The organism is Cupriavidus pampae (genome assembly GCF_914271485.1).
Taxonomy (GTDB): Bacteria; Pseudomonadota; Gammaproteobacteria; order Burkholderiales; family Burkholderiaceae; genus Cupriavidus; species Cupriavidus pampae.
Genome location: NZ_CAJZAG010000013.1, coordinates 55616 through 68935, shown reverse-complemented (window position 1 = coordinate 68935; position 13320 = coordinate 55616). Strand labels below are relative to the sequence as shown.

The window sequence follows — 13320 nt, the reverse complement described above, 5'->3', positions numbered from 1 at the left end:
ATGAGGGCGCGTATTGTAGCGCGTCCCGCGCGGAGGCCTGTTTGACGGACGCACGGCGTCGCGTGCCATCGCACGCTGCCACACGTTACGGCATGTTGCGGCCCATTGCGCAGCGTCCGCATTAGTTGCATGCATTAAATGCATACCCAACGAAGGTTGGGCATGCGTTGCCCGCCGCATTTGATCCGCATCAGTTGCGAGCCGGAGTGCCGATGCCAGACTGTTCCCAGCACGCACGCCCATCCAGAACAGTGCCCGCACTCCCCACGTAGATTTGTTCCACCCACCGACAGGGAGATCTACGCGATGGCAGTCAGTCGTATTCGTATTACGTGCCTGGTGTCCGCGGCATGCTTTGCCGCGCCGCCGCTGGCGTCCGCGCAGGCACCGCAGGGAGCCAGCAGCCCTTCACCGCAACCCGCGCAGACTGCGCAATCCACGCCAATCACATCAACCGCGCCAACCACGCCAACCACACCAACCACGCAGGGCTCGCCGAACGGTCAGATCGCGCAATGGTCAATGGACCATCCGCAGTGCGCGGGCACGCTGATCATGCCGCGCGTGATGTTGACCGCCGGTACCTGCGCGGGGCGCCGGGCGCGTGGCCGCACCTATATCCTTGCCGATGGTGGCCCGGCGCGCGGCAGGCTCGTCCGGTATGAGGAGCGCATCGGACCGATCGGCGATATCGGTGTGATGCTGCTCGACAAGCCCATCACCGGCAAGGCTATCAAGGGCCTTGCGGCACTGCCGAGCTATCGGCAGGAAGCACAGGCGCTCGTCGAGGGTCATGCGGACCTGAGCGAGGGCGCACGACTCGTGGCCTATGGCAGCGCGTCGGCGGCGCGGCTGGTCAAGGGCACCGTGCCGGTGCCGCGCCGCATGACCGAGTATCTGCGGCGCGAAGCCCGCGGAGCTGGCGGAACCTCCGTCGCCCGGCCCCTGGTGTATCGCTCGGTGGCTGCGTACCGCGAGCAGGAGCCTCACCGCGTCGATGGCAAGAGTCCGCAGCAGTTGTTCAACTCGTTGGTCATGCGTGCGTTCTATCCCAACCGCAAACGCCGCTCGGGGGATGCGCAGGCACTCCGGCGCGGCGATCGCGAACTGGACGAGATGGTGGTGTTGACGGCGGGACTCGGGTCCGATGCGGCGGCCGGGATCGCCTCGCCGTTACGCACTCAGGATCGCGGCGGCGGCGTGTTCGTGCTCGACGCGGCGCAACGCGAATGGCTGGTCGGCACGGTGCTGGGCGCGCAGCTGCATGCGCGGCAGAGCGAATACTGGCCGTGGCTGTTTGCCACGCTGCTGCGCTACAACCTGCGCGCGGAAGCGCTGCGTCTTGCGCGCCAGGTATTAGGCACCGGGCATTGGGGCGACCACGATCGGCAGGGAAACATCGGAGATGTCTATGTGTACGAGAATCCGTACACGCGCGCCATCGAGTTCTTTCGCCTGATCGCCCTGGACCGGCACGGTCGTTACGGCTTCTTTCCCAACGCCCGGCGGGACAACGCGCATTGGGAATACCTGGGCAACGATCTGCCCTCGGCGGCGGAGGCGACCGCACCAATGCGCGCGTGGCAGCCCGATGCACGCGAAGGCAAGGTCGGCGACGTATTTGTGCGCGCCCATCCCACCAGCGGCACGGTCGAGTACTTCCGCCTGAAAATCGCGGGCGGTGCATTGTCGGAGCCACCGATCGATGGCGCTAGCAACGCCGACTGGGAATACCTTGGCAGCAATGTCGTGGTATAGGCTTTCATGAGTCATCGTCGGGAGAAAGCACCATGTCGTCGAATGCCGGGCGCGACGCGTCTTCTGTGGAAGCGCGGGTATTCCAGCCGGATCGGTTGTCCATCGGACTCGTGCTGCCGTTGCTGGGCAAGGGCGAGATCGTCGCGGATTTCGCGCAGCAACTCGCGTTGGCCGCGCAGGCGGATGCTCTCGGCTTTCGGGCCCTGTGGGTGCGCGATGTGCCGCTGAACAGCGACCAGTATCCGGACCCGGTCGGTCATCTCGATCCGTGGGTATTGCTTGGCGCGCTGGCCGCGCGGACGCAGCGCATCGCGCTGGTCAGCGGGGCTGTGGTGCTGACGCTGCGGCATCCGCTCCATATCGCGAAGGGTGCGATTTCGGTCAGCAGCCTGTCGGGTGGGCGTTTTATTCTGGGCCTGGGCTCCGGCGACCGGCCACCCGAGTACGCGGCGTTTGGTCAGGACACCGACGCGCGCCGCGATCTGTTTCGCTCGCATTGGGAAACGGTCGCGGCCGCGCTGGGCCATCCGTCGCGCGTGATTCCGGACAGCCGGCCCGACAAGGTGTACGACGACGACCAACCCGAGTTTCATCTGCTGCCGCGCCTGGCTGGTCCGCTGCCGATGCTGGCGGTGGGCTCGGGCGGGCAGAGCGTGGACTGGATTGCGCGTAATGCCGTTGGCTGGATGACCTATCACCGCGATCCCGATGCGCAGCGCGATCGCTATCGCATGTGGCGCAACGCAACCGAGCGCGTCGCGGACGGACGTTTTCGCGCGTTCGGCGTGGCCACGCGCCTGGAGCTATGCGATCGCCGCGACGAGCCGCCGGTGCCGATGGCGCTGGGCTACCGCACCGGCGCCCGCGCGCTGGTCGATCTGCTCGAGGCGATGCGCGCGGCGGGGACCCACCACGTGGCGTTCAACCTCACCGATTCGCCACGCCCACCGCATGAGGTCATGGAAGAACTCGCGCGGGACGTGTTGCCACTTGTGCACGGGCCACTTGTGCACGGCAGCTAGCGCGAGCCTCCGTGGCTGGCACGCGCCGCGGGCCCGCACCCCCGGCCCCTCTCCCCGCGGGAGAGGGGAGCAAGACACCGGCGGGCAGACGCGGCGGCTGCGGCCGGTGCTTCAGCTGCTTAGCGCTTTCACTGTCTCTTCGAACTCGGCCACCAGCGTGGCCACGAGTTCGGCCGAGGACATCGCGCGCGCGAGCGAGCCGGCCTGGCCCGACCATTGCGCCGCGTACGCGGCCGAGCCCTTGGCCTTGGCGGCCGCATGCAGCGACTTGCCGGCATCGTAGGCAATGGGATAATCCGGCACGCGCGGATGGTCGGCGGCTTCGCCGAGTGCCATCAGGCGGTTGTGAATGCCCCGCGCGGCCCGGCCCGAGATCGAACTGGTGAACGCGGTGCGGAATGGCGTGCCCGAGAGCAGCGCATTGCGATATGCCGCATCCGCGGCCGACTCGGTCGTGGTCACGAACGCGGTGCCCAGTTGCGCGGCCTGCGCGCCCAGCGCCAGCGCCGCGGCAATGCCGGCACCGTCCATGACGCCGCCTGCGGCAATCACCGGTAGCTTCGTGTTTTTGACCAGCAGACGCACCAACGCCAGCGTACCCAGCCCCTCATCGACGGCGGAGAGATCGAACATGCCGCGATGCCCACCCGCCTCGACACCCTGCGCGACGATCGCGTCAACGCCAGCAGCCTCGATCAGACGTGCTTCCTCCACATTGGTCGCGCTTGCCATCAGGTAGATACCGGCTGCGCGCAGGCGATCCAGCCACTCGCGGCGCGGCAGCCCGAAATGCAGGCTCACCACGGGGGGCTTTTCCTCGAGCAGCATCTCGAGCATTTCCTCATCGACAACGAAGCTCTTGTAGATCTCGGCGAGTCGTGTCGGCGGCTCAGCCCCCCATTTGGCGAAGTCGGGCGCGAGGTAGTCGAGCCATGCGCGCTCCGCGGCCGCATCGGCCACTGCGGGCGGATGGCAGAACAGATTGATATTGAACGGCTTGTGGGTCAGCGCGCGCGTCTCGCGAATGACCTTGCGCGCGCCCGCGGCATTGGTCGCGCCCACGCCGAGCGAACCGAGGCCACCCGCGTTGGAAACCGCCGCAGCCATCGCGGGGGTGCTCACACCCGCCATGGGCGCCTGAATGATGGGCAGCGTAATGCCGAGACGGGAGAGCAGAGGATTGGAGAAGGACATGATGGACTCGCAGCAATCAGGCAGAAATCGAATACGGAATCAAAGAAAGCAGAACAGCGTGGCAGCCAACAGCGCGCCAGCCGCACTGACCAGCGGCCAGGTAAAGCTATGCGAATGGCCCATCAGCACGGTAGAGGCCAGCGGGCCCGCGATCTGGCCAATGCCATAAGCCGCCGTCAGCACCGCAACGAGATTGAAGTTGACGCGATGCGCCACATGACGCGCAGCCGAAAGTGCGATGGTCGTGGTGCCGACGAAGGTCGCGCCCACCAGTACCGCGCTGCCGAGATAACCGGCGGCGGAAGGCACCAACACGGGCAACAGCACGCCGATGGCCTGCAGGATCAGATTCACCGACAGCGCGCGACGCGTGCCGTAGCGCTCGTGCGCGGCATGCCAGACGAAGCATGACGGCGCCGCGCCCAGACCGAACGCGGCCCATACGTGGATCGGATCGACATGACCCAAGGCGTCGCGGATAAACAGCGGCAGATAGGTGGCGGTCACGATATAGCCAAAGCCGGCGAGGCCATAGGCCGCGATCAGTGGCCACGGACCGACCAGCCCGGGAATCGTGGCGTTATGCGCGGGGCTCTCCGCCGAGGTGGCATAGTCACGCCCCAGCGCGGGCCATGCGATGACTACGAACGCCGCGGCCACCACCGCGAGCGCAATCCACATCACGGGGCTCGACCAGCCAGCAAGGTTGCCGCCGGCGATGATCTCGGCCGATGCCAGAATGCCAACGCCGACGCCCGCGAACAGCAGCGGTGCGCCCCGATGATTGCCCACATGGGAGAACAGCCACACCGCGGCGGCCACCAGACCGAACGCGCTGAGCACGCCCGCGATCAGCCGAATCGCGATGACCACGCCCGCTGGCACGGGCAGCGCCAACGCCAACAGCGCCAGCACGGTGCCAACCAGCGCGATGCGCGCGGTGGCGGCAGCGCGCGCGGTGGGCATGCGCGAGGCCAGCAACGCGCCGATCAGGTAGCCCGCGTAGTTGCCGGAGGCAGCCCACGAGCCACCATCGACGGACAGCAGATGGTCGCGCACCATCAGCGGATACATGCCGGTAAAGGCGAAACGGCCAAAACCCATGGCGACGGCAAGCGCGAGCATCGCCGCGATGGTGGCGGCAAACTGCGATGGCGCGGCCGAGGAGGGTGCGGGACGCGAGGCGGTGGAATGGAGGCTAGACACGTTGCAACTCCTCAAGAAATGCCTCGTACGCAACCGTATGAAAGCCCTCGCGGCGAATCAGGTACGAATGCACCTTGCGCAGGTTGACGGTCTGTACGTCGAGCGTATACCGATGTTGTTCCAGTAGCGACTTCGGCACGATCGCTACCGCGGCGCCGGCACTGACACTCGCCAGCATCGCGTGATAAGAGGACATCTCGAGCACCTTGATCTCGCGCTGGACGCCATCGCCTTCGCTACCGAGCCAGTCGAGCGCGCACTGGCGATAGGTGCAGCCGCGCGCGAAGGCGGCCAGGCTGCGCACCTCGAGATCCGAGGGCCGGCGCACGCGCTTGTGACTGGCGGGCACCACGAGCACGAGCTCTTCGGTGAACAGATAGGTGCCTTCGAGCCCGGCCCCGAATTCGGGCGACGGCCCCGAGCGCGACAGCTCGGGCGAGGGGTGGGCGACGATCGCGCAATCCAGGCGATGACCCGCCACGGCATCGGCCAGAAACTGCGTGGTACCGGTCTGGATTTCGACCTCAACATCGGGCCACTGCTGATGGAAGCGCGCCAGCGGATGGGGCAGGCGGCTCGCGGCCGCGGCTTCCATCGAGCCAATGCGCAGGCGCCCGGTGGGCACGGCCTGCTGCATCGATTGCCGCGCCTCTTCGGCCAGCGCCAGCAGCCGATTGGCATAGCCCAGAAAGCGCTGGCCTTCGGGCGTCAGCATCATGCGCTTGCTATCGCGGCGGAACAGCGAGACCCCGAGCGATTCCTCGAGCTGCTTGACGCGTGTGGTCACGTTGGATTGCGCGCGGTCCAGCACGGCGGCCGCGCGGGTGACGCTTTGCTCCTGCGCCACGGTCCGGAATATCTCGAGTTCGGTCAGATCCATGATGTCGTTTGATCCCAAAAACAGATCGATGCCGAAATCATGTTCGTATATTGAGATACACAAGTCAAGGCGAGATCCACTCGGAACCTGTTCCGCCATGTATCAACTGTTTTGCGGGGAAATCAGTCGGAGAACTTCTCGACGAGGAAATCAACGAGCGCGCGCACGCGGCTCGACAGATGGCGCGCGTGCGGGTACAGCAGCACGAAGGGGCGCGAGCTGCCGCCGAAATCCTTGAGTACCTCGACCAGCGTGCCATCGCGCAGGTCCTGCTCGACCACGAAGCGATAGGTCTGGAACAGCCCCGCGCCGGCGCGCGCGAGCGTGGCGCCACCGAGCGCATCCTCCGCTGTGCGGTAGGTGCCGGTGGTCGTGACGTCGACGGTTTCCCCCTCCACCTGGAAAATCCAGGGCAGCCGACGGCCGCTGCTCGGCATATCGAAGCCGATGCATTCGTGCGCGTGCAGGTCGTCGAGCGTCTTGAGCGGCGGGGACTGGCGCAGGTATGCGGGCGTGCCCACCACGACCATTTCGGCATCCTCGAGCTTGCGCGCGATCAGCGTCGAATCATCGGGCGCGCGGCCCCGGACCGACAGGTCGAAGGTATCGTCGGCAAAGTCGACGTTGCGGTTGCTGATATGGACATCCATCTCGACGTCCGGAAAGCGTTTGCGGAACTCCGGCAGCGCCGGCAGTACGCGGTAATGCGCGTACGGCGTGGGCAGGCTGATGCGCAGCCGCCCGGCCGGCGCCGCATGCTGGCCGCTGATCAGCCGTTCGGCATCGACCAGCTGGGCCAGTGCCACACGCGCCTGCTCGTAGTAGGTACGGCCTTCCTCGGTCAGTCGGATCTGGCGTGTGGTGCGCACGAACAGCCGAACCCCGAGCCGTTCCTCGAGCCGCGACACGCTGCGGCTCACGGCCGCGGGGGTCACTCCGGCGGCCACGGCGGCGGCCGAAAAGCTGCTCAACTCCGCGGCGAGGTTGAACAGTTCGATACTGCCAAGCTGGAGGTCGTCAAATTGGCGCTTCATGATTCGGAGGGCGGCAGAGCGGAAAATGGTTGCCATCGTACCGCGAGCCGCAGCTTTCCGCCTCGCTAACAAGACATTACATACTTTGGCCTAAAGTGCGCCCGATTTACGCCGTTACGTACGCAAGTCCACGTAACAGGGGTCCATCATGTTCAACAAGCTGTCCATCCGGCTGCGCCTCAACGCAGCTCTGCTCCTGCTCGCGGTGCTGCTGGTCGCGGTAGGCATCATCGGCGCGGTGGGAATGCAGTCCGCCGATCGCGACATCAAGGAGATCTACGGCAAGGAAATGGCCGCGATGGCGAGCGTCGCCCGCGCGCAGCTGAACCTGACCGTGGTGCGCACCACGCTCGACCGCGCCATGCTGCACCCCGAAGCGCCCGATGTCATGGAAACCGTGGACAAGGCACAGGCCTATCGCGCCAAGTCCGACGAAGCGTGGAAGGCCTACCTCGCGCTGCCGAAGTCGCCGGAGGAGAAGGCGCTGGCCGAGAAGGTGGAGGGCATTCGCGCGGCGTACTTCAAGGATGCGCTCGACCCGCTGTTCGCGGCGCTGCGCGCGCGTGATGGCGCGGGCGCCGACAATATCGTCATGGTCACGCTGCCGCCGCGCAACTCGGGGCTTTCCGGCGCGATGGAAGAACTTGAACGCACGCAGCGCAAGCAGGCGGAAGCCCTTTATGCGCATGCCACGGAACGCTCCGAGCACTTCCTGTGGCTGGTGATCTCCGCAATCGCGATCGGCGTGCTCGCCGCGCTCGGTTGCGCGATCGGCCTGCAACGCGCGATCTCGGTACCGCTGACACGCATGCTGGAGAGCTTCGATGAGATCGCCAGCGGCAACCTGACCCAGTCCATTCAGGCGACCACCCAATGCGAGATGGGCCGGCTCCTGCGCGGCCTGGACAAGATGCAGCAGGGCCTGATCACCACGATCCAGACCATGCGTGGCGGCAGCGAGGCGATTGCCACGGCCACGGGCCAGATCTCGGCCGGTAACCTCGACCTGTCGCAACGGACCGAGGAACAAGCCAGCGCGCTGCAGCAGACCGCATCGAGCATGGAGGAGCTGACCTCGATCGTGCGTCAGAACGCCGACAACGCCAAGCAGGCCAATCAGTTGGCTGTGGATGCCTCCGATACCGCCGCGCGCGGTGGCGATGCGGTGCGCCGCGTGGTGGACACCATGAGCGAGATCGATGCCGCGTCGAAGAAGATCGGCGATATCACGAGCGTGATCGAAGGCATCGCGTTCCAGACCAATATCCTGGCGCTCAACGCCGCGGTGGAAGCCGCGCGCGCGGGTGAGCAGGGACGCGGCTTTGCGGTGGTGGCGGGCGAAGTGCGCGCGCTGGCGCAGCGTTCGGCCACGGCAGCGAAGGAAATCGTCACGCTGATTCAGGACACCGTGAACCGCGTGGAAGCGGGCACGCGGCAGGTGGATCAGGCCGGCGCCACGATGGGCGAGGTCGTCCAGGCGGTGCGTCGCGTGACGGACATCATGGGCGAGATCAGTGCCGCGTCGACCGAGCAATCGGCCGGCATCGAGCAGGTGAGCCTGGCCGTGACCCAGATGGATCAGGTGACGCAGCAGAACGCCGCGTTGGTGGAAGAGGCCGCGGCGGCCGCGCAGGCGCTCGAAGAGCAGGCCGGCGTGCTGCGTGGCACGGTGGCGTCGTTCCAGCTGCCGGCCGTGGCACGCGGAGCTGGCGTGCCGATGCTGGCCTGACCGGTCATCGCTGATTCGGTCAGACAAAGACAGGTTGCAATGACGGCACTTGCGCTCTATCGTCAAAAGGGCCCGTGCTGTCAGGGAGCGACAGACGTGGGAGCATAAAAAGAAGGGGAGCGATAACAAGGGAGACATCCCGATGAAACTCGAACCCGTTGCCAGTCTGCTGGCCGCGCTTGTCATGCTGCTCATCGGTGCGCTGATCAACCGGCGCGTCGGTGTGCTGTCCCGCTACAACATTCCGGACCCCATCACCGGCGGACTGCTGTTCGCGGTGCTGGCGTCGGTGACCGTCGCGACCTCCGGCTTTCAGGTCACGATGGAGCAGAGCATCAAGCCGACGCTGCTGCTGATGTTCTTCGGCGGTGTCGGTCTGACCGCCGACCTGCGCATGCTGCGGCGCGGCGGTCGCGCGCTGGTGATCTTCCTGATCATCCTGTTCCCATACATCCTCGTGCAGAACCTCGTGGGCGTGTCGATGGCGCGGCTGCTCGATCTGCATCCGATCTTCGGGCTTGTCGGCGGCTCCATCACGCTTGTCGGCGGGCATGGCACTGGCGCTGCCTATGCCGAGCGCTTTGCCGAGATCAACAACCTGCAATCGGTGATGGAACTGTCGATGACAGTGGCCACGATCGGCCTGATCGTCGGCGGCATCATCGCGGGCCCGGTTGCCCAATACCTGATCAGCAAGTACGGCCTGCGCTCGGCGTCCGACGACGCGGCGGTCGCCAGCGAACGCGAGGCCGCCGCGCCGATCTCGACCATCTCGGTGATCGGCTCGCTGGCCGGCATCCTCGCCGCCGTGGTGGCCAGCCGCTGGCTGGCGGCGCAGCTGTCTGGCGGCGCCATCACGATTCCCTCGTTCCTGTGGTGCATGATGGCCGGCATCGCGCTGCGCAACCTGCTGCCATTCGTGGGCGTCAGATGGGACGATCGCGCCGCCGATCTGATCTCGAGCACCTGCCTGTCGCTGTTCCTTGTCATGACGATGATGGCGCTGGATATCGTCGATGTCGCGCGTTCGGCGGGACCGTTCCTGCTGATCATTGCGATGCAGGTCGTGTTTATCGTGCTGTACGTGGTGTTCGTATGCTTTCGCTTTATGGGCCGCGACTACGAGGCCGCAGTCACGTCGGCCGCGTTTATCGGCTTCAACATGGGTTCCACCGCCACCGCGATGGCCAATATGGCGGCCATCACCGCCCGGCACGGCCCGGCGCCCAGCAGCTACCTGATCGCACCGCTGGCCGGCGCATTCTTCGTTGACCTGATGAATGCGTTCGTGCTGACGCTGCTGCTCGCGCTGCCATTCATGGGGGGATGACCATGCCTCATGTCCTGCGTCATTTTATGCGTCACCTCATGCGTTGCCTCACGCTGCTCTGCCTTGCGACAGCGCTGGCCGCCTGCAGCGGCGGGCCCGATGCGGGTGCCCTGCGCAATGGCGTCGATGAGCGCCTGGCGCAGGCGCTGCCGCCCGGTACGGTCGAGGTATCCGACTTTGCGCGGCGCGGCTCGCAGGCCGATACCAAGGCGCCCAGCGGCGAGACGCGGCGCATCGTCTATTTCGATACCGAGCTGCGGCTCCGGCGCGATTTCGATTTCGGCGCGTGGGATGCACCCGGTGTGGCGGGGCTGGTGTCGGCACTCGGTGCCGGCCCCAAGGGCATCAGTGGCATTACCTCCGGCGGCAACAAGGCGGGCGACGTGATTCGCGCGCACGGCACCGCGCTGTATCGCCGCGAAGGCGGCAGTTGGGTGGCCGTCTCCGCGGGCGGATACCGTCCGGCCGAGGCGCCCGCGTACGCGACCAATGCCACGCAGGGTCCCACCGCGATCCTCGACGCCATGCGCAAGGTCATCGATGCCGCGCAGCAGTCCGCGTCGCCGGCGGAGCAGGCCGTCATTCAGCAGGAATTGCAGGCCGCCTACGCGACCATTCAGGCGCGACGTGCGCGCATCGATGCTGGCTATGCGATCGCGGCAGGCGCTGAACATGGCCAGTACCTGCGGCTGGCGCAAGCCATGGCAGCCAGCACGAAAATGCGGGCGGTGGCACTGGTCACCCATGGCGGCGAGGAAAACCTGCGCCTGCTGCGCGATGGGCGGGTCTCGCTGGCGCTTGCGCAGGGCGACGCGGTGCTCGATGCATACGAGGGCAAGGGCGCGTTTGCGGACAGCGGCCCGTTCAGCACGTTGCGCGCGATCGGCAGCCTGTATCCGGAGGCCGTGCATGTGCTGGTGGCCGCGAGCGGCTCCATCAAGGCGATGTCCGACCTGCGCGGCAAGCGGGTCGCCATCGGCACGCCCGGCTCGGCCTCGCGTACCACCGCGCTACGCGTGCTGCAGGCCCATGGCCTGGCGTTGCCCGATATCGTGCCGAAGGAGCTGGCGATTGGTGAAGCGCTGGTGGCATTGCGTGGCAACGAAGTCGATGCGGTAGTGCAGATCATCGGCGTGCCAGCGGACAGCGTGCGCGACATGCTGGTCGACGATCAGGTGCGTCTGCTGCCGCTGAGCAAGGCCGGCATCGACACGCTGGTGGCCACCCGGCGCGGCTATTTTCCGTACACGATCGTGCCGGGCGCATATTCGGATCAGGATCAGCCCGTCCCGACCGTGGCAACGGCGGCAATCCTGCTGGCCGGATCGGATCTGTCCGACACCGAGATCGGCAGCGTGACGCGCGAGGTGTACGGCAAGGGCAACGACCTTGCGGCGCGCGGCAGCGCGCAGGGCGTGCAGATCGCGCCCGAGAACGCCAAACAGGGGCTGCCGATCCCGCAACATCTGTCCGCCGCGAAGGTGCTCGACGGCATGGCCGCGCGGTGATCTGCAAGTCTCTCGAAACCGTCTTCCGAGTTTGCTAGAGTTATGGATGAGGCGCTCGCGGCGCAAATGGATTCCATCTATGCGAAAAGAGGTTCAGGCAGAAGACATCGAACTGGGCGCGCCCCTGAAATCGGCGCTGGTCGACGAGCTCGGGTTCCCGGTTGCCGACGAGGGCACCGTCTTCCAGAGCGATGAGGAGCGCCGGCTGGTGCTGCAGGCCGGGCGCTGCTTCTGGGCGGACGACATGGCGCCGCTCGGCGCGGACGAGCCGGGCTCGCCCTGGCATGACCGCTATGGCCTGCCGGTCGGCACGCTGCTGCACGTCAAGCGGCCGGGCGATGCCAGCCGCGCGGCGGTCAGCCGCCTGATCGGTTTTGCCGAGGGCGCGGCGTTTATCGCGTGGCCGAACCTGACGGGCAAGCAGGTGGACGTGGTCGAAGGGGAAACCGTGCTGTTCCGCGGCTTTACCGGCACCAGCATCCTGAGCTTCTCCGCGCGCGTCCATGCGTCGTCGCGTACGCCATTTCCATATTGGATGCTGGCCGATATCCAGAACGTGGAAACCCGCGAGATGCGCGGCAGTGTGCGCGTGCCCGTGCGCGTGGTGGCCAAGCTGACGGTTCTGGACGGCAGCATCGCCCCGCAGACCGTGCTGCTGACCGATCTGAGCATGGGCGGGGCCTCGATCAGCACCGCCAGCGACGCGCTCACCGAGCCGGGCCGCGAGGTTCGGCTGGAGTTCACGCTGCGCGCGGCCGGCATCAAGTCGAAGTTTTCGATCACCGGCTTTACGCGGGATGAGCGCCAGGACATCGAAGGCATCGTTGAAGCGCCGTTCCACTGCGTGGGTGTGGCGTTCGACGGTTGTGGCGAACGCGAGGCGATCCTGCTGCACGCGTTCATCCACGAGAAACTGCTGGAAAGCGCCACCATGCGGCCCGGTGGCGCTTTGGGAGAGTAACGCGCGCCTGGCTTACTGCTTGCGCTCGCTCAGCAGTTTCTGGATCACCGACTCGGTTTCCTTGTAGGCGCCTTCGCCATAGTGCTTGTAGACGATCTTGCCGTCGGCATTGATCAGATATGTGGCCGGCCAGTACTGGTTGCTGTACGCGGACCACGTGGCGTAGTTGTTGTCCTGCGCGACCGGATACGTGATGCCGAAACGCTTGATGGCCGCTTCCACGTTCGACGTCGACTTCTCGAACGGAAACTCCGGGGTGTGGACGCCCACCACCACGAGGCCCTGATCCTTGTACTTCTCGTACCACTGCTTCACATAGGGCAGCGTGTTGACGCAGTTGATGCACGAGTACGTCCAGAAGTCGACCAGCACGACCTTGCCACGCAGTTTCTCCATGTTCAGCGGCTGGGAATTGAGCCACTTGTCGATGCCGACGAAATCGGGCGCCTTGCCCTGATCGCCGACGGTGGGGGTGCTGATGCTGGCGCCGGCGCCAACGATATAGAGGGCCGCGACGGCTGCGGCAGCGAGGGCAACTTTAATGGCATTACGCATGATGCGACTCCTGGCGTGACGTACGGCGCTGTTGCACCGCGGCCGGTTTGGCGGGCACCCAGCGGCAGGCAGCGGTGGCGCGCAGTTCGCCGGTGAACGCCGACAGGATCATGCTGGCAAGGATCAGGGTTCGCTTCATGGCG

The 13320-nt window shown here is 66.2% G+C and carries 12 protein-coding genes; 6 read left to right on the top strand and 6 right to left on the bottom strand.

The annotated features are described in order from the left end of the window. Positions 1-306: 306 nt before the first annotated feature. Both LDO41_RS28615 and LDO41_RS28610 read left to right on the top strand, forming a co-directional pair. Positions 307-1758, top strand: a complete 1452-nt coding sequence (locus tag LDO41_RS28615; protein WP_223994451.1) for a hypothetical protein — start codon at positions 307-309, stop codon at positions 1756-1758. Between the two features lie 32 nt (positions 1759-1790). Further along, entirely contained in the window at positions 1791-2780 is a 990-nt protein-coding gene (locus LDO41_RS28610) for a TIGR03571 family LLM class oxidoreductase (RefSeq protein ID WP_223994449.1), read from the top strand. Positions 2781-2891: 111 nt separating this feature from the next. Here LDO41_RS28610 and LDO41_RS28605 read toward each other — a convergent pair whose 3' ends face one another. The 4 genes from LDO41_RS28605 to LDO41_RS28590 all read right to left on the bottom strand — a co-directional run bounded on the left by LDO41_RS28605 (position 2892) and on the right by LDO41_RS28590 (position 7094). Next, a complete protein-coding gene (locus LDO41_RS28605) occupies positions 2892-3974 on the bottom strand; it encodes an NAD(P)H-dependent flavin oxidoreductase (RefSeq protein ID WP_223994447.1) in 1083 nt (360 codons plus the stop codon). 39 nt (positions 3975-4013) lie between these two features. After that, complete coding sequence (locus LDO41_RS28600) at positions 4014-5180, bottom strand: YbfB/YjiJ family MFS transporter (protein WP_223994445.1); 1167 nt, start codon at positions 5178-5180, stop codon at positions 4014-4016. After that, complete coding sequence (locus tag LDO41_RS28595) at positions 5173-6060, bottom strand: LysR family transcriptional regulator (protein ID WP_223994443.1); 888 nt, start codon at positions 6058-6060, stop codon at positions 5173-5175. The genes LDO41_RS28600 and LDO41_RS28595 overlap by 8 nt, the downstream gene beginning before the upstream one ends. A 122-nt stretch (positions 6061-6182) precedes the next feature. Continuing rightward, the gene (locus tag LDO41_RS28590) at positions 6183-7094 is read right to left on the bottom strand and encodes a LysR family transcriptional regulator (protein ID WP_223994441.1); all 912 of its coding nucleotides are present in this window, start codon (positions 7092-7094) and stop codon (positions 6183-6185) included. Positions 7095-7242: 148 nt separating this feature from the next. Between LDO41_RS28590 and LDO41_RS28585 the strand changes: the two genes are divergently transcribed. The 4 genes from LDO41_RS28585 to LDO41_RS28570 all read left to right on the top strand — a co-directional run bounded on the left by LDO41_RS28585 (position 7243) and on the right by LDO41_RS28570 (position 12622). Further along, the gene (locus tag LDO41_RS28585) at positions 7243-8823 is read left to right on the top strand and encodes a methyl-accepting chemotaxis protein (protein WP_223994439.1); all 1581 of its coding nucleotides are present in this window, start codon (positions 7243-7245) and stop codon (positions 8821-8823) included. Between the two features lie 142 nt (positions 8824-8965). Further along, positions 8966-10153 (top strand): sodium/glutamate symporter, encoded by a 1188-nt coding sequence (gltS, locus tag LDO41_RS28580; RefSeq protein WP_223994436.1) that lies wholly within the window; start codon positions 8966-8968, stop codon positions 10151-10153. A gap of 38 nt (positions 10154-10191) precedes the next feature. After that, entirely contained in the window at positions 10192-11661 is a 1470-nt protein-coding gene (locus LDO41_RS28575; RefSeq protein ID WP_223994434.1) for a TAXI family TRAP transporter solute-binding subunit, read from the top strand. A 79-nt stretch (positions 11662-11740) separates the two neighbouring features. Then, on the top strand, positions 11741-12622 hold the full coding sequence (locus LDO41_RS28570) for a flagellar brake protein (protein ID WP_223994433.1): 882 nt from the start codon (positions 11741-11743) through the stop codon (positions 12620-12622). Positions 12623-12634: 12 nt separating this feature from the next. Here the strand turns inward: LDO41_RS28570 and LDO41_RS28565 are convergent, their stop codons facing one another. Together LDO41_RS28565 and LDO41_RS28560 are read right to left on the bottom strand one after the other, a co-directional pair. Further along, a complete protein-coding gene (locus LDO41_RS28565; protein WP_223994431.1) occupies positions 12635-13177 on the bottom strand; it encodes a thioredoxin family protein in 543 nt (180 codons plus the stop codon). Continuing rightward, on the bottom strand, positions 13170-13316 hold the full coding sequence (locus LDO41_RS28560) for a hypothetical protein (protein ID WP_223994429.1): 147 nt from the start codon (positions 13314-13316) through the stop codon (positions 13170-13172). The genes LDO41_RS28565 and LDO41_RS28560 overlap by 8 nt, the downstream gene beginning before the upstream one ends. Between the last annotated feature and the right edge of the window lie 4 nt (positions 13317-13320).

Coding starts and splice junctions, on each gene's coding strand:
- LDO41_RS28570 (WP_223994433.1), top strand. CDS start 11,741: ATGCGAAAAGAGGTTCAGGCAGAAGACATCGAACTGGGCGCGCCCCTG.
- LDO41_RS28560 (WP_223994429.1), bottom strand. CDS start 13,316: ATGAAGCGAACCCTGATCCTTGCCAGCATGATCCTGTCGGCGTTCACC.
- gltS (WP_223994436.1), top strand. CDS start 8,966: ATGAAACTCGAACCCGTTGCCAGTCTGCTGGCCGCGCTTGTCATGCTG.
- LDO41_RS28610 (WP_223994449.1), top strand. CDS start 1,791: ATGTCGTCGAATGCCGGGCGCGACGCGTCTTCTGTGGAAGCGCGGGTA.
- LDO41_RS28615 (WP_223994451.1), top strand. CDS start 307: ATGGCAGTCAGTCGTATTCGTATTACGTGCCTGGTGTCCGCGGCATGC.
- LDO41_RS28575 (WP_223994434.1), top strand. CDS start 10,192: ATGCGTTGCCTCACGCTGCTCTGCCTTGCGACAGCGCTGGCCGCCTGC.
- LDO41_RS28565 (WP_223994431.1), bottom strand. CDS start 13,177: ATGCGTAATGCCATTAAAGTTGCCCTCGCTGCCGCAGCCGTCGCGGCC.
- LDO41_RS28590 (WP_223994441.1), bottom strand. CDS start 7,094: ATGAAGCGCCAATTTGACGACCTCCAGCTTGGCAGTATCGAACTGTTC.
- LDO41_RS28605 (WP_223994447.1), bottom strand. CDS start 3,974: ATGTCCTTCTCCAATCCTCTGCTCTCCCGTCTCGGCATTACGCTGCCC.
- LDO41_RS28595 (WP_223994443.1), bottom strand. CDS start 6,060: ATGGATCTGACCGAACTCGAGATATTCCGGACCGTGGCGCAGGAGCAA.
- LDO41_RS28585 (WP_223994439.1), top strand. CDS start 7,243: ATGTTCAACAAGCTGTCCATCCGGCTGCGCCTCAACGCAGCTCTGCTC.